This is a genomic window from Actinomadura barringtoniae (assembly GCF_017573505.1).
In the GTDB taxonomy this organism is placed as follows: domain Bacteria; phylum Actinomycetota; class Actinomycetes; order Streptosporangiales; family Streptosporangiaceae; genus Spirillospora; species Spirillospora barringtoniae.
Map to the genome: position 1 here is coordinate 318392 of NZ_JAGEOJ010000016.1, position 14551 is coordinate 332942.

Genomic DNA, 14551 nt, shown 5'->3' on the forward strand with positions numbered 1-14551 from the left:
GTGCTTCTTCGAGGGGGGACGACCCCCCACGCCCCCCGGAACGCTCGCTACGCTCGCTCATCTGTGCTCCCTGGGCAGCCAGCGGGTGACGCGGCGGCCGGCCAGCTCGACGGCGCCGGAGGTGAACCGGCCCAGGAGGCCGATGGTGATCATCCCGACCAGCACGCCGGGGTAGTCGACGATCGTGTAGGCCTGCCAGGTGCGGTAGCCGACGCCGAAGTCGCCGGAGATCATCTCGGCGGAGATCACGCAGATCCAGGCGACGCCCATCCCGACCGACAGGCCGCCGAACACGCCCGGCAGCACGCCGGGCAGGACGACGCTCGCCAGCACCCGCCACCGGCTGCCGCCGAGCGTGCGGACCGCGTCCTCCCAGACCAGCGGCAGGGCGCGCGCCGCGTGCCGCGTGCTGACCAGGATCGGGAAGAACGCGGCGACGAACGTGATGAACACGATCCCCTGCTCGTTCGCCGGGAACAGCAGGATCGCGACCGGGACCAGCGCGATCGCCGGGATCGGCCGCACGACCTCGAACAGCGGCTGGAGCAGGTCGCTGGCCCAGCGCGAACGCGCCACCGCGATGCCGAGCGCGACCCCGAGGACGGCCGCCAGCGCGAAGCCGCTGAGGATGCGGACCAGGCTCTGCGCGACGTCCTCCCAGAACTGCGTCTGCTGCACCTGCCGCTGGAATTCCCGCCAGACGTCCACCGGCCCCGGGAAGCGGTCGAAGCGCACCCACAGCCGGACGTTCGCGGCGGTCAGCAGTTGCCAGGCGAGCAGCGCGGCGGCCAGCGAGCCCAACCGGACGAGCGTCTTCATGCTCGCCGCACCGCCTCGGCATAGGGCACGACCTTGGCGCCGGAGTGGGCGGCCAGGTACTTCTGCGCGCCCTCGTCGGTGGCGAACGGCTTGAACCGCTGCCCGCCCGCCGACGGGTCCTCGACCCAGACGTCCTTGTCGGCGAACCACCGCGTGCCGGTCACGGTGTCGGCGACGTAGGCCGCCTTGAGCTGCCTGCCCTGCTGCTGGGCCTCGCGTACGCCGCGCAGGAGGGCGGCCGGGTCCTTGTAGGGGGTCGTCTTCTCCTCGCCGGAGATCCAGGTCTCCCCCGCCGAGGGCTTGGGCGTGGCGGCCGCGTCGCTGTCATAGGAGGCGCCGTACGCCTGCCTTATATAGGTGTCGTTGACGAACGCCTTGAGGTCGACCGGCTGGGTGAGCACGCCGATGGACTTCAGGAACGGCACGTCGTTGGTGAGCGCGTCCCGCAGCGGCTGCTTGATCGTCGGGTCGAACGTGGCGACGCCGCCCGCGCCGTTGTAGAGGTAGACGGCCTCGACCGGCAGGCCGGTGCCGGCGGCGACCGACTCGGCCGACTTCACCGGGTTGGCGTTCAGGTAGCGCGTCGCGTCGATCTGGGCGCCGAGGAACGCCTGCAGGATCTTCGGCTTGGCCCCGGCGAACTTCTTGCCGACCACGACGCCGTGGAACGTGGGGACGCCGAGGTCTCCCCCGTCGTACAGCAGCCGCGCCTGCTGCTTGACCGCCAGCACGCCCGGCCACGCCACGAACTGCGCGAGCCCGGCCGCCTTGCCCGACTCCAGCGCGGACGCGCCGACCGACGGCTGCTGGTTCTCGATCTTGACGTCCTTGGCGCCGTCGAACCCGTACTTCTTCGCGGCCTGGACGAACGTGCCGTGCCCGGCCGAGCCGACGCTGGTCGAGACCGTCTTGCCCTTCAGGTCGCGCAGCGTCTTGGCCGTTGAGCCCTTGTCGACGACGACGCCGTTCAGCGCGCCCCTGAGGTTGTAGCCGGTGATCGAGACCAGCTCGGTACGGGCGTCGCCGCCCTGCGCCTGGGCCCGCGAGCCGTTGATCAGCAGCGGGTAGTCGCCCATCGAGCCGATGTCGATCTTCCCGGCGAGCATCTGGGCGGTGATCGGGGCGCCGGTGTCGTAGTCCTGCCAGACCACCGAGTACTTCTTGCCCTCGGCCTTGCCCAGCTCGTTCAGGCGCTTCTCGAAGTAGCCGAGCGAGCGCAGCAGCGTGCCCGCCGTGACCGTGTTGATGGTCTTGGACTGGTAGCCGACCACGATCTTCACGTCGCCGCCGCCGGCGGCGTTCCCCGCCACCGTGCACCCGGCGAGCAGGGGGATCAGGGCGGCGGGCGCCGCCAGAACGCGTTTCATGAGGAGTTCCTTCAGCGGATGAGATAGGGCATGTTGACGGTCACGGCGCCGGTCGGACACCGGTCGGCGCACGGGCCGCAGTACCAGCACTCGTCCACGTGCATGTAGGCCTTGCCGGTCTCGGGGTTGATGGCCAGGGCGTCCAGCGGGCAGACGTCGATGCAGAGCGTGCAGCCGTCGATGCACAGGGCCTCGTCCACCGTCACGGGGACGTCGGCCCGGTTCTCCACCAGGGACACAGCGAACTCCAGGGGGTCAGTCGCGGCGCAGAGTGCCGCTCATCGTGATGCGGTCGCCACGGAACCGGATGAACTCCAGGTCCACCGGGCGGCCGTCGGCCAGGTGGGTGAGGCGCTCGACCATGAGCAGCGCGGCGCCGCGCGGGGCCTCGAGGGTGGCCGCGGAGTGCGGGTCGGCGTTGACCGCCTCCACGGTGAGCTCGCCCAGCCCGAGCGGCTGGGCGGCGATGCGTTCGAGCAGCACGAAGATGTCGTTGTGCGCGAGGTCCTCCTCCAGCAGCGGCTCGCCGAGGTCGCGCGCCACGTAGGTGAGGTCGAGGGAGAGCGGCAGCCCGTTCAGCCGCCGCAGCCGCTCGATGTAGACGACCGGCTCGCCCTCGGGCAGCGCCAGCCGCGCGGAGATCTCCCGCGGCGGGGTGATCAGCCCGGTGGTACGGACCTCGTTGGCGACCTCGCCGTGCTCGCGCAGCGTCTCGGCCAGGCCGAGCAGCCGCTCCAGGCCGTGCGGGTACTTCTCGGTGACCACGACGGTGCCGACGCCCGGACAGCGTTCGATCAGGCCCTCGGCGCGCAGCAGGTCCAGCGCCTCCCGCACCGTGTTGCGCGAGGTGCCGAACTCGATCACCAGATCGGCCTCGGACGGCAGCGGCCCCGCGCGGAACTCCCCGTACAGCACCTGCCGGCGCAGCACGTCGGCCACCTGCCGCGCCCGGTCCGCGCGCAGCCTGCGCCCATCGCTCAACGTGAGCGCCTCCGCCGCACCATCTCTCCTGGTCACAGAAGTAACCTACTAAGTCAGTAGAAATAGTGGAATAGCAATGCCGTCCCGCCACCCATGCGACGGCGATTTCGCCCCTGACCAGCGCAAACCCGCAGCATGATCGCCGTTCCGCCACCCTCCCCGCGACAAGCACAACCCCGCACGCGAGCGCGCTACCTGAGCCTTGGGGGCAACGCCGAAGGCGAGCCCCCAAGGCGAAGATCGCGAAGCGATGTCGCGCTCGCCGCTTTTCGGTTCGGGCTCCGAGCCGCCAGGCGAGGGGCCCGAGGCCGGAAAGCCTTGAGTAAGGCTTGATCCAAAAGGGCGAAACCGGTCACCAAGAGGACTAACATCGGACTACGTGACGAGCATCAGCCTTGAGAGCGCATCCCCGGCCAGCCTCGACGTCGACGCCATCGTGATCGGCGTCCTCCCGGACGGCGCCGGCGGAGCCCGGCCCGCGGCCGGTGCGGAGGAGCTCGAGCGGGCCCTGGACGGACGGCTCGCGGCGACGCTGAAGGCCCTCGGCGCCACCGGCAAGGCCGGTGAGATCACCAAGCTTCCGACCCTCGGCGGGGTGACCGCTCCCCTGATCGTGGCCGCCGGGCTCGGTGAGTCGGAGAACGGCTCCGGGCCTGACTCCGAGGCGCTGCGACGGGCTTCGGGCGCGGCGCTGCGCGCGCTGGCGGGGACCGGCAAGGTGGCCGTGGCGCTGCCCGCGGGCTCTGCCGACGAGGTCGAGGCGGCCGCGCTGGGCGCGCTGCTCGGCAACTACACCTTCGGCAACTACCGCACCGGCGAGCAGAAGGCCCCGGTCGAGGAGATCACCGTGCTCGGCGCCGGCGCGGACGCGCTGGAGCGGGTGCGGGCGGCGGCCGAGTCGATCACGCTGGTGCGCGACCTGGTCAACACCCCGCCGTCCGACCTCAACCCCGAGGCGTTCGCCGAGATCGCCGAGCGGATCGCGGGCGAGAGCGGCCTGGGTGTCGAGGTGCTGGACGAGAAGGCGCTCGTCGAGGGCGGCTACGGCGGCATCGCGGGCGTCGGGCAGGGCTCGGTCAGCCCGCCCCGGCTCGTCCGCCTCTCCTACACCCACCCCGAGGCGTCCAAGACCCTCGCGCTGGTCGGCAAGGGCATCACGTTCGACTCCGGCGGCCTGTCCCTCAAGCCGTCCGAGGGCATGGACTGGATGAAGTCCGACATGGGCGGCGCCGCCGCGGTGCTGGGCGCGCTGCGCACCATCGCCGCCGTGAAGCCCGCAGTGAACGTGGTCGGCTACCTGGCCCTCGCCGAGAACATGCCGAGCGGCACGGCCCAGCGGCCGTCCGACGTCATCCGCATCTACGGCGGCAAGACCGTCGAGGTCCTCAACACCGACGCCGAGGGCCGGCTGGTCATGGCCGACGCCATCGTGCGCGCGGGCGAGGACGCCCCCGACCTGATCGTGGACGTCGCCACGCTGACCGGCGCCCAGCTGGTCGCGCTCGGCACCCGTACGGCGGGCATCATGGCCAACGACGACGACGTCCGCGAGAAGGTCGTGGCGGCGGCGGGCCGCGCCGGCGAGCAGGCCTGGGGCATGCCGCTGCCGGCCGAGCTGCGCAAGGGCCTGGACTCCGCGGTCGCCGACCTGGCCAACATCAGCGGCGAGCGCTGGGGCGGCATGCTGGTCGCGGGCGTGTTCCTCAAGGAGTTCGTGCCCGAGGGCGTCAAGTGGGCCCACCTGGACATCGCCGGCCCCTCGTTCAACAAGGGCGAGGCCTACGGCTACACCCCGAAGGGCGGCACCGGCGCCGCGACACGTACGTTGGTGCAGATCGCCGAGGATCTGGCGGCAGGCATTCTGTGACCTCCGGGCCGGGTGTCACCGGCCGGTTCAAGTGAATAGATTTCTCCATGGCGACGGGGCCGCCTTCGGCGACCCCCGCGCGCCAGGGCATAGTCAGACAGAGCGCGAGTACCGCGAGCGTCTGTGCGAGAAAGGGAGCTTCCAGTGGCCAACAGCGGCCCCTTCGACATCGTCGTCCTAGGTGGTGGCAGCGGCGGATACGCGTGTGCGCTGCGAGCCGTGGAGCTCGGCAAGTCGGTCGCGCTGGTCGAACGCGACAAGCTGGGCGGGACCTGCCTGAACCGCGGGTGCATCCCGACCAAGGCGCTGCTGCACGCGGCGGAGGTCGCCGACCAGACCCGCGAGGCCGCCACGTTCGGCATCAAGGCCACCTTCGAGGGCATCGACCTGCCGGGCGTCAACGCCTACAAGGACAAGGTCGTCTCCACCACGGTCAAGGGCCTCACCGGCCTGATCAAGTCCAAGGGCATCACGGTCGTCGAGGGCGAGGGGAAGGTCACCGGTCCGACCACCGTCCGGGTGACCAGCGCGAGCGGCGAGATCAGCGACCTGGAGGGGCAGCACATCGTGCTGGCCACGGGGTCGGCGCCCAAGTCGCTGCCCGGCCTGGACATCGACGGTGAACGGGTGATCTCCAGCGACCACGCGCTGGTGCTGGACAGGGTCCCCGCTTCGGTCGTCATCCTCGGCGGCGGCGTGATCGGCGTGGAGTTCGCCAGCGTCTGGCGCTCGTTCGGCGCCGAGGTCACCATCGTCGAGGCGCTGCCGCACCTGCTGCCGCTGGAGGAGGAGTCCAGCTCCAAGCGGCTGGAGCGCGCCTTCCGCAAGCGCGGCATCAAGTACGAGCTCGGCACCCGCTTCGAGTCGGTGAAGCCGACGCCCGGCGGCGTCTCGGTGACGCTGGAGGGCGGCAAGTCCCTGGACGCCGAGCTGCTGCTGGTCGCGGTCGGCCGCGGCCCGGTCTCGGACGGCATCGGGCTGGCGGAGGTCGGCGTCGAGGTCGAACGCGGGTTCGTGAAGGTGGACGAGTTCTGCCGGACGAACGTGCCGACGATCTCGGCCGTCGGCGACCTGATCCAGACTCCGCAGCTAGCCCACGTCGGCTTCGCCGAGGGCATCCTGGTGGCCGAGCGGCTCGGCGGGCTCACCCCGCCGGCGATCGACTACGACGGCGTGCCGCGCATCACCTACTCCGACCCCGAGGTCGCCTCGGTGGGCATCACCACCGCGATGGCCCGCGAGCGCGGGCATGAGATCAACGAGGTCACCTACGACCTGGCCGGGAACCCCAAGAGCAAGATCCTGGGGACCCAGGGAGAGGTCAAGGTCATCGCCGCCGTGGACGGGCCCGTCCTCGGCATCCACATGGTCGGCGCGCGCGTCGGCGAGCTCATCACGGAGGGTCAGCTGATCTACAACTGGGAGGCGCTCCCAGGCGAGGTCGCCCAGCTGATCCATCCCCACCCGACCCAGTCCGAAGCGGTCGGCGAGGCGCACCTGGCTCTCGCCGGCAAGCCACTGCACGTGCACGGCTGAACGCCCGCACAGGAAATTTCGAAGGAGTCGCGAGAGCCATGCCGGTCTCCGTCACAATGCCCCAGCTCGGCGAGAGCGTCACCGAGGGCACCGTCACCCGCTGGCTGAAGAAGGAGGGTGAGCACGTCGAGACGGACGAGCCGCTCCTGGAGGTGTCGACCGACAAGGTCGACACCGAGATCCCTTCGCCTGCTTCGGGCATCCTGACCAGCATCACCGTCGCCGAGGACGAGACCGTCGAGGTCGGCGCCGAGCTCGCGGTCATCGGCGAGGCGGGCGAGGCCCCCGCGCCGGCGGCCGAGCCGAAGCAGGAGGCGCCCGCCGAGGAGCCCGCGCCGCAGGCCGAGGCCCCGGCCCCGCAGCAGTCCGCGCCGCCGCAGCAGCAGCCCGCAGCGCAGCAGGCCCCGCCGCCCGCCGCGTGGCCGCCGCCGGCCGCTCCGGCCACGCCCGCACCGCCCGCGCAGCCGCCGGCGCCCGCCGCTCCGGCTCCCGCGCCCGCCGCGGCGGCCCCGCAGCAGCCGGCCGCCGCTCCGGCCGAGGCCCCGTCGGGTGACGGCCCGTACGTCACGCCGCTGGTGCGCAAGCTCGCCGCCGAGCACAGCGTCGACCTGAACACCGTCACCGGCACCGGTGTCGGCGGCCGCATCCGCAAGCAGGACGTCCTGGAGGCCGCCCGCGCCGCCCAGGCCGCCGCTGCCGCCGCGGCCGCTCCCGCCCCGGCCGCGCCGCAGGCCCCGGCCGCCGCTCCGGCCCGTACGGCACCGCCGGCTCCGGCCGCGGCGCCCGCCGAGGCCGCCGCGCTGCGCGGCAAGACCGAGAAGATGACCCGCATCCGGCAGACCATCGCCCGCCGCATGGTCGAGTCGCTGCAGGTCTCCGCGCAGCTCACCACCGTGGTCGAGGTGGACATCACCAAGGTCGCGCGGCTCCGCGAGCAGGCCAAGGCCGACTTCCAGGCCCGCGAGGGCGTGAAGCTGTCCTTCATGCCGTTCTTCGCGCTGGCGGCGATCGAGGCGCTCAAGGCGCACCCGAAGCTGAACGCCGTCATCAACAGCGAGACCAACGAGGTCACCTACCACGACGTGGAGAACCTCGGCATCGCCGTCGACGTGGTCGAGCGCGGCCTGATGGTCCCGGTCATCCACAACGCCGGCCAGCTGAACCTGGGCGGCATCGCCCAGCGGATCGCCGACGTGGCCGAGCGCACCCGCACCAACAAGGTCAGCCCGGACGAGCTGGCCGGCGGCACGTTCACGCTGACCAACACCGGCAGCCGCGGCGCGCTGTTCGACACCCCGATCCTCAACCAGCCGCAGGTCGGCATGCTCGGTACCGGCGCCGTCGTGAAGCGCCCCGCCGTCATCGACGACCCGGACCTGGGCGAGGTCATCGCGGTCCGGTCCATGGTCTACCTGGCCCTGACCTACGACCACCGCCTGGTCGACGGCGCCGACGCCGCCCGCTTCCTCGGCACCATCAAGCACCGCCTCGAAGAGGGCAACTTCGAAGCAGAGCTGGGTCTCTAAGCCCGAACGCGCTCAACCGGAAACCCCGCCGCTCCACCGGAGCGGCGGGGTTTTCCGCATGCCAGGGGTCTAGGAAGACGTCAGCCGGTGGCTTGGATGAGCATTTCTATGCCGTCGAGGGCTCGGGCGAGGCCGAAGGCGAACTCGGCGTCGCCGTCGTCCCATTCGTCGTCGATGGCGCCGGACTCGATGGCGGCGGTGATGGCCGGGAAGCGGTGCGGGTCGACGAGGCGCTTGAGGGCCGTGCCGTAGCTGAAGGTCAGCGGGGCGGCGTCGGGCGAGTGCAGGTTCTGGCCGCTGGTGATGCTCGCCCAGTTGCGGACCAGGCCGGACAGCAGCATCACGGTCGAGATCTTCTCGGGCTCGCTGATGCCCGTGCCGGTCAGGGAGGCCAGGCCGCGCTCCAGCCAGGCGATCTGGTTGGGGGTGATGGGCGGGCCCGACACGGGGACCTGGAGGACCCACGGGTGCCTCCGCATGCCGTTCAGGGCGTCCCAGGCCCACCGGTGGAGACCCTCGCGCCAGTCGGCCGGGGGCGCAGTGGTCGGGGGCGCTCCGTACGCGGCGTCCACCATGAGTTCCAGGAGCTCGTTCTTGGCCGAGACGTAGCGGTAGAGCGCCATCGTGGAGACCTCGAGCTCCTTGGCCACGCGCCCCATCGAGACCGCGTTCAGGCCCTCCGCGTCGGCGACCTCGACGGCCGTGCCGACGATCCGCTCCAGGCTGAGGCCGGGCTTCGGCCCCTTGCCGGGCCGGTCCCGCACTCCCCAGGCGGCCTCGATGCTCGCGGGCAGGCCGGTCTCCTCGCTCATCTTGCGAGTATATGGGTTACGCAGTTATGTTTATGCCCTACACAGTAGTGCGTATGCCATAAACAGTGGAGGCCGTCATGAGGAACGTGCTCATCTCCGGGGCGAGCGTCGCCGGACCCGCCCTGGCGTTCTGGCTGCGGCGGTACGGGTTCGCGCCGACGATCGTGGAGCGCGCGCCGCAGCTGCGGCCGGGCGGTTACAAGGTCGATCTGCGCGGCGTGGCCGTCGAGGTGGCGCGGCGGATGGGGATCCTGGACGAGGTCCGGGCCCGTTCGACCGACATCCGGGGCGGGCAGTGGCTGAACCGCAAGGGCAAGGCCATCGCGACGCTCGGGCCCGACCTGATCGGCTTCCGCGACCCGGGCGACCTGGAGATCATGCGCGGCGACCTGGCACAGCTGCTCTACGAGACGACGCAGGACGTGGAGTACGTCTTCGGCGACTCCATCACGGCGATGGAGGAGGGGCCGAACGGCATCCGGGTCTCCTTCGAGAACGGGACGCCGCGCACGTTCGACCTGGTCGTGGGCGCCGACGGGCTGCACTCGGGGGTACGGGCGCTGACGTTCGGGCCCGAGAGCCGCTTCTCCCACGGCATGGGCCTGAACGTGGCGGTCTTCACCGTTCCGAACCACCTGGGCCTGGACCGCTGGGAGCTGGCCCTGTCGGACGCGGGCCACGTCGCCAACCTCTACAGCGTGCGCAAGGCCGCCGACGCCAAGGCGCTGTTCTTCTTCCCCGCTCCCGGAGAAGGGGTCGACCGCCGCGACGTTCGCGCGCAGCAGCAGACCGTACGGGAGGCGTTCGCCAAGTACGGGTGGGAGGTCCCGCGCCTGCTGGCCGAGATGGAGGGCTCGCCGGACTTCTACTACGACTCGCTGGCGCAGCTCACGATGCCGGCCTGGTCGGTCGGCCGGACCGCCCTCGTCGGCGACGCCGCGTACTGCCCCTCCCCCGCCTCAGGCCAGGGCACCGGCCTCGCACTGGTCGGCGCCTACGTGCTGGCGGGCGAGCTGGCAGCGGCAGGCGGCCCAGGCGGCGGCGACCACCAGGCGGCCTTCGCGGCGTACGAGCGGGAGATGCGGGCCTACGTCGACCTCAACCAGAAGCTGGGCCGGGACGTGGTGAAGCAGCTGGTGCCCGCGACGCCCGCCCGGGCCCGGCTGCAGAGCCTCATGATGCGCTCGCTGCGGTTCATGCCCGGCAAGGGCATGGTCCTGGAGAAGATCATGCAGCCGATCCGCGAGGCGGCGAACGGGATCGAGCTGAAGACCTACGCGGCTCCGGAGACCTACTCCGACTCGGCGCGACGGTCGGCGACGGCGTAAGACGCCCCGGCCGACAGCGCGGCGACGCTCAGCACGGCGGGCCAGGCGCCGATCCTCTTGGCCAGCGGGTGCGAGCCGCCGAAGCCCGCGAGGTAGACGGTGAGCAGGGCCGCGGTGCCGCGCGGCCCGGCCCGCACGGGATCGCCCTGAGGACTCATCCCCGCACACCGGCAGGACCACGCACGCGAGCGCGCTACCTGAGGTGCGAGGCAAGCCGAAGGCGAAGTCTCTCACCTCAGATCGCGAAGCGATGTCGCGCTCGCCCTTTGGCGATTGACCTGCGAGCCGCCAGGCGAGTAGGTCAGATCGCGAAAGCGTCGAACACAGTGGGGATCCTCGACATGCGTTGGAGGCTATCGGGACCGCCGAGGGGTAGGGCCCCTAGGGTGAATTCCATGAAGGTCGCCATCACGGGCGCGTCGGGGCTCATCGGCTCGGCGCTCGTCCGGAACCTCAAGGCCGACGGGCACGACGTCGTCAAGCTCGTCCGGCGGGATCCGGCCGGGGCGGACGAGGTGCGGTGGAGTCCGGGCCGGTCCGTCGACGCCAAGGGGCTCGAGGGGTGCGACGCGATCGTCCACCTGGCCGGGGCGGGGATCGCCTCGCGGCCGTGGACCGAGTCGTACAAGCGCGAGATCCGCGAGAGCCGGGTGCGCGGCACGACGACGCTGGCCGAGGCGATCGCGGGCCTGGAGGCCAAGCCGCGCGTGCTGGTCTCGGGGTCGGCGATCGGCTACTACGGCAACGGCGGCGACCGGGAGCTGGACGAGGACTCGCCCACTGGCGACGACTTCCTGTCCGGCGTCGTGCGCGACTGGGAGGCCGCGGCCACACCTGCGGCGGACGCGGGCGTACGGGTCGTTCATCCGCGCACCGGCATCGTCCTGGCCAAGCAGGGCGGGATGCTGGGGACCACGCTGCCGCTGTTCCGGCTGGGCCTGGGCGGCAAGCTCGGCGACGGGCGGCAGTGGCTCAGCTGGATCGCGATGCCCGACTACCTGGCCGCGATGCGCCTGCTGATCGACTCCGAGCTGGAGGGGCCGGTGAACATGACCGCGCCGCGCCCCGTACGCAACGCTGAGTACGCCAAGGCCCTGGGTCAGGTCCTGGGCCGCCCGACGATCTTCACAGTCCCCAGGATCGCGCTGAGGGCCGCGCTGCGGGGTCTGGCGGACGAGGGGCCGCTGGTGAGCCAGCGGGTGCTCCCCCGGCGGCTGAAGGAGGCCGGGTTCGTCTTCGACCGGCCCGAGCTGGAGGCGGCGCTGCGGGCCGCGCTCACCTGAGGGATGAACGCGACGCCAAGAAACATCAAAGTCGCACCCGGTTCCGGGCGGTAGTCGTACGGTGACACAGAGAGTACTTTCGAACGGGAGCGCGGCGATATGAGCACAGACGGGCAGCCACACATCCTCGCCATCGGCGGCGGAACGTTCATCCCCGACAGCCGGTACGGAATGTCACCCAGCCCGCTCCTGCGCTACGCGCTCGACCTGACCGGGCAGGACCGGCCGCGGATCTGCTTCCTGCCGACCGCGCTCGGCGACGGCGCCGAGTACATCGCGCGCGGCTACGGCGCCCTCACGCAGCTGGACGCCGAGGTCAGCCACGTCGCGCTGTTCCCGATGCCGAACGTCCAGGACGTCCGCTCGCACCTGCTCAGCCAGGACCTGATCTACGTCCAGGGCGGCAGCGTGGCCAACCTGCTGGCCCTGTGGCGCCTGCACGGGCTGGACGACATCCTGCGCGAGGCCTGGAACGAGGGTGTCGTGCTGTCGGGCCAGAGCGCCGGGGCGCTGTGCTGGCACGTGGGCGGCAACACCGACTCCTACGGGCCCCAGCTGCGCCCGCTCACCGACGGGCTGGGCCTGCTGCCCTACTCCTGCGGCGTGCACTACGACAGCGACGCCCAGCGGCGCCCACTGCTGCAGCAGCTCGTCGGCGAGGGCACCCTGCCGGGCGGGTACGCGGCGGACGAGGCGGTCGGGCTCCACTACGTGGGCACCGAGTTCGTCCAGGCGGTCTCGTACGCCAAGGACGCGGGCGCCTACCGCGTCGAGCCGGACGGCTCGGGCGCCGCCAAGGAGACGAGGATCGACCCTCGTCTGCTCGCCGCCGTATAGCTGGTCGACAGCGGTCGACAGATGGTCGAGCGGGCTCATACGACGGAGTCGAGCGGCCTCGTCCGATGGGGTCGAGCGGCCCCGGCCAGTGGAGTCGAGCGGGCTCGGCCAGGGGAAGGGCGCCGGGTGGAACGTTGCGGGGCGGTCGTAAGCTGGCGGGCGTGACGGATGTAGACGTACGCGAAGACACCACCCCGGCGGCGGACGGCGACACTCGCACGCTGGTCTTCGTGCATGTGGGCTTCGGCACGGCCGCGGTCCCGTACGAGTCGGCCTGGGATCTGCAGCGGCGGACGCAGGAGCGGCGGATCGACGACGAGATCGGCGACTGCGTGCTGCTCCTGGAGCACCAGCCGGTCTACACGGCGGGCAAGCGCACCGCCGCGCTGGACCGGCCGATCGGCGACCCCGGCGCGCCCGTGATCGACGTCGACCGCGGCGGCAAGATCACCTGGCACGGGCCGGGGCAGCTCACCGGCTATCCGATCGTGAAGCTCCCCGACCCCAGGGGCGGCGTCGCGTTCGTGCGGCTGCTGGAGCAGATGATGATGGACGTCTGCGCCGAGTTCGGCCTGGAGACCAAGTTCATCGAGGACCGCAGCGGGCTCTGGGTGCCCGGCGGCCCCGACCGCAAGCTCGGCTCGATCGGCCTGCGGGTGCGGCGCGGCGTCACCATGCACGGCTTCCAGATCAACTGCGACTGCGAGATGTCCTGGTTCGACAAGATCAACCCGTGCGGCTTCACCGACACGGGTTCGACGTCGCTGTCCAAGGAGCTGGGCCGCCGGGTCACCGTCGACGAGGTCACGCCCATCGTCGAACGGCACCTGAGCGCGCAGCTCGGTGCGGCGGAGACGCTCCACCGCACGACGGCCCAGCTGGAAGCCTGATCTGAGGCCTGAAGCCTGACCCGAGGCCTGAGGCTCAGACCTCGGTCGTGATCCTTAAGCCTCGGTCATGATCTTGAAGACGGCCTGGCCGTCGGTGCCGGCCTTGCCGTAGAAGCCGATCAGCCGCTCGTAGGCGGGCTTCAGCACCTTGTCCCGGGTCTTGGCGTCCAGGCCGCCCGCACCCTGCACCTCGGCGGCCTTCATCGCCGCCGGGTCGTACCGTTCGGCGATCTTGGCGAACGGGGTGCCGGCCAGGTGGTCGGCCGCGGGCTTGACCCGGTCCGGCGCCAGGTAGATCACGTCCACGCCGAGCTCGGCCGCGCCGTCCTCGGTGAGCAGCCGGCCACCGCAGACCACGTCGGCCTCGGGTTGGCGCCCGTCCCACGGGTCGCCGGTGATCAGGTAGTGCAGCGACTGCCAGTGCCCCGCGAGGTCCAGGACTTGCGCGGACGGCTGGCGGCGCCGCCAGTCGGGCGTGCCGAAGACAAGACGGGCGATCCGACCCGGGTCGGTCTCGCCCTCCAGCTGCGGCGGCACCCTGAGGTACGACATTGCCAGACCCACGGTGGACCCTCCTGCGCACGGCTCTTACGTGACAACAGGGAGTTACCTTAGAAGATCAATCGCTACCGAGGGTGGAAACGCGGGAATCGGCCTGGCAGACGGCCGTTCAGCCCAGCTTGCGGATCTTCACGGCGGTGCCGTACGCGCACATCTCCTGACCGAGATCGCCCAGGTCGTTGGCGTCGAACCGCATGGCCAGGATGGCGTCGGCGCCCAGCTTCTCGGCCTCCTCGACCAGCCGGTTCTGCGACTCGAAACGGGTCTCCTCGAGCATCTTGGTCATGCCCTTGAGCTCGCCGCCGAACATCGACTTCAGGCCGGCGCCGATCTGCGAGCCCAGGTGGCGGCTGCGGACGGTGAGCCCGAACACCTCCCCCACCACCTCGGTGATCTCGTAGCCGGGCAGGTCGTTCATGGTGCTGATGAGCATGGTCTCCCCCGATCAATGCTGTGTTGATCAATACCCAGGGCCCCGAGGTGCTAAGACCCCTGATCGGGACGTAGCCTGTGGGCGTGACGACGGTGACACCTGAGGGGCGCAAGCTCCTGCGCGTTGAGGCCCGCAACAGCCAGACCCCCATCGAGCGCAAGCCCGACTGGATCAAGACCCGGCTGAAGATGGGGCCGCAGTACCGCGAGCTCACCTCCCTGGTGAAGTCCGAGGGTCTGCACACGGTGTGCCAGGAGGCCGGTTGTCCCAACATCTACGAGTGCTGGGAGGACCGGGAGGCCACGTTCCTC

Annotated in this window: 15 protein-coding genes and 1 pseudogene; 8 read left to right on the forward strand and 8 right to left on the reverse strand. The window is 71.1% G+C overall.

All coding sequences use genetic code 11. The annotated features are described in order from the left end of the window. Positions 1-57 precede the first annotated feature (57 nt). Genes J4573_RS36320 through J4573_RS36335 form a run of 4 tightly spaced genes read right to left on the reverse strand, consistent with a single transcriptional unit; the run spans position 58 to position 3203 of the window. Positions 58-819: an ABC transporter permease gene (locus J4573_RS36320; RefSeq protein WP_208260609.1), complete on the reverse strand. Its 762-nt coding sequence runs from the start codon at positions 817-819 to the stop codon at positions 58-60. Next, complete coding sequence (locus J4573_RS36325) at positions 816-2186, reverse strand: ABC transporter substrate-binding protein (RefSeq protein WP_208260610.1); 1371 nt, start codon at positions 2184-2186, stop codon at positions 816-818. The genes J4573_RS36320 and J4573_RS36325 overlap by 4 nt, the downstream gene beginning before the upstream one ends. 11 nt (positions 2187-2197) lie before the next feature. Beyond that, entirely contained in the window at positions 2198-2425 is a 228-nt protein-coding gene (locus J4573_RS36330; RefSeq protein ID WP_208260611.1) for a 4Fe-4S dicluster domain-containing protein, read from the reverse strand. A 16-nt stretch (positions 2426-2441) separates the two neighbouring features. Continuing rightward, the gene (locus J4573_RS36335) at positions 2442-3203 is read right to left on the reverse strand and encodes a GntR family transcriptional regulator (RefSeq protein WP_208260612.1); all 762 of its coding nucleotides are present in this window, start codon (positions 3201-3203) and stop codon (positions 2442-2444) included. Positions 3204-3546: 343 nt separating this feature from the next. On the opposite strand from J4573_RS36335, the gene J4573_RS36340 reads away from it, so the two are divergent. From J4573_RS36340 to sucB, 3 genes are all read left to right on the forward strand, one after another. Next, positions 3547-5034, forward strand: a complete 1488-nt coding sequence (locus J4573_RS36340; protein WP_208260613.1) for a leucyl aminopeptidase — start codon at positions 3547-3549, stop codon at positions 5032-5034. A gap of 144 nt (positions 5035-5178) precedes the next feature. Continuing rightward, a complete protein-coding gene (gene lpdA / locus J4573_RS36345; protein ID WP_208260614.1) occupies positions 5179-6570 on the forward strand; it encodes a dihydrolipoyl dehydrogenase in 1392 nt (463 codons plus the stop codon). 38 nt (positions 6571-6608) lie between these two features. Then, positions 6609-8096, forward strand: coding sequence for a 2-oxoglutarate dehydrogenase, E2 component, dihydrolipoamide succinyltransferase (gene sucB / locus J4573_RS36350; protein WP_208260615.1), 1488 nt, complete (start codon positions 6609-6611; stop codon positions 8094-8096). A gap of 80 nt (positions 8097-8176) precedes the next feature. Here sucB and J4573_RS36355 read toward each other — a convergent pair whose 3' ends face one another. Then, entirely contained in the window at positions 8177-8908 is a 732-nt protein-coding gene (locus J4573_RS36355; RefSeq protein WP_208260616.1) for a TetR/AcrR family transcriptional regulator, read from the reverse strand. A gap of 77 nt (positions 8909-8985) precedes the next feature. Between J4573_RS36355 and J4573_RS36360 the strand changes: the two genes are divergently transcribed. Continuing rightward, entirely contained in the window at positions 8986-10236 is a 1251-nt protein-coding gene (locus J4573_RS36360; RefSeq protein ID WP_208260617.1) for an FAD-dependent monooxygenase, read from the forward strand. Here J4573_RS36360 and J4573_RS36365 read toward each other — a convergent pair. Continuing rightward, positions 10200-10394 carry a hypothetical protein gene (locus J4573_RS36365; RefSeq protein WP_208260652.1) on the reverse strand — a complete coding sequence of 65 codons (195 nt, stop codon included), beginning with the start codon at positions 10392-10394 and terminating at the stop codon, positions 10200-10202. The two genes, J4573_RS36360 and J4573_RS36365, sit on opposite strands and share 37 nt — an antisense overlap. 237 nt (positions 10395-10631) lie before the next feature. On the opposite strand from J4573_RS36365, the gene J4573_RS36370 reads away from it, so the two are divergent. The 3 genes from J4573_RS36370 to lipB all read left to right on the forward strand — a co-directional run bounded on the left by J4573_RS36370 (position 10632) and on the right by lipB (position 13246). After that, positions 10632-11519 (forward strand): TIGR01777 family oxidoreductase, encoded by an 888-nt coding sequence (locus J4573_RS36370; protein WP_208260618.1) that lies wholly within the window; start codon positions 10632-10634, stop codon positions 11517-11519. A gap of 99 nt (positions 11520-11618) precedes the next feature. After that, positions 11619-12356 (forward strand): Type 1 glutamine amidotransferase-like domain-containing protein, encoded by a 738-nt coding sequence (locus tag J4573_RS36375; protein ID WP_208260619.1) that lies wholly within the window; start codon positions 11619-11621, stop codon positions 12354-12356. 161 nt (positions 12357-12517) lie between these two features. Continuing rightward, a complete protein-coding gene (gene lipB / locus J4573_RS36380; protein WP_372442960.1) occupies positions 12518-13246 on the forward strand; it encodes a lipoyl(octanoyl) transferase LipB in 729 nt (242 codons plus the stop codon). 54 nt (positions 13247-13300) lie between these two features. Here lipB and J4573_RS36385 read toward each other — a convergent pair whose 3' ends face one another. Next, positions 13301-13810: a DUF1877 family protein gene (locus J4573_RS36385; protein WP_208260621.1), complete on the reverse strand. Its 510-nt coding sequence runs from the start codon at positions 13808-13810 to the stop codon at positions 13301-13303. 106 nt (positions 13811-13916) lie between these two features. Continuing rightward, positions 13917-14240 (reverse strand): YbjQ family protein, encoded by a 324-nt coding sequence (locus J4573_RS36390; RefSeq protein ID WP_208260622.1) that lies wholly within the window; start codon positions 14238-14240, stop codon positions 13917-13919. 83 nt (positions 14241-14323) lie between these two features. Between J4573_RS36390 and J4573_RS36395 the strand changes: the two are divergent. Continuing rightward, a pseudogene (locus J4573_RS36395) lies at positions 14324-14551 on the forward strand (lipoyl synthase); the annotation flags it as partial.

Excerpts from the sequence above, each read along its gene's own strand:
- J4573_RS36320 (WP_208260609.1), bottom strand. The coding sequence starts at position 819 with ATGAAGACGCTCGTCCGGTTGGGCTCGCTGGCCGCCGCGCTGCTCGCC.
- J4573_RS36325 (WP_208260610.1), bottom strand. The coding sequence starts at position 2,186 with ATGAAACGCGTTCTGGCGGCGCCCGCCGCCCTGATCCCCCTGCTCGCC.
- sucB (WP_208260615.1), top strand. The coding sequence starts at position 6,609 with ATGCCGGTCTCCGTCACAATGCCCCAGCTCGGCGAGAGCGTCACCGAG.
- J4573_RS36355 (WP_208260616.1), bottom strand. The coding sequence starts at position 8,908 with ATGAGCGAGGAGACCGGCCTGCCCGCGAGCATCGAGGCCGCCTGGGGA.
- J4573_RS36360 (WP_208260617.1), top strand. The coding sequence starts at position 8,986 with ATGAGGAACGTGCTCATCTCCGGGGCGAGCGTCGCCGGACCCGCCCTG.
- J4573_RS36365 (WP_208260652.1), bottom strand. The coding sequence starts at position 10,394 with ATGAGTCCTCAGGGCGATCCCGTGCGGGCCGGGCCGCGCGGCACCGCG.
- J4573_RS36370 (WP_208260618.1), top strand. The coding sequence starts at position 10,632 with ATGAAGGTCGCCATCACGGGCGCGTCGGGGCTCATCGGCTCGGCGCTC.
- J4573_RS36375 (WP_208260619.1), top strand. The coding sequence starts at position 11,619 with ATGAGCACAGACGGGCAGCCACACATCCTCGCCATCGGCGGCGGAACG.
- J4573_RS36390 (WP_208260622.1), bottom strand. The coding sequence starts at position 14,240 with ATGCTCATCAGCACCATGAACGACCTGCCCGGCTACGAGATCACCGAG.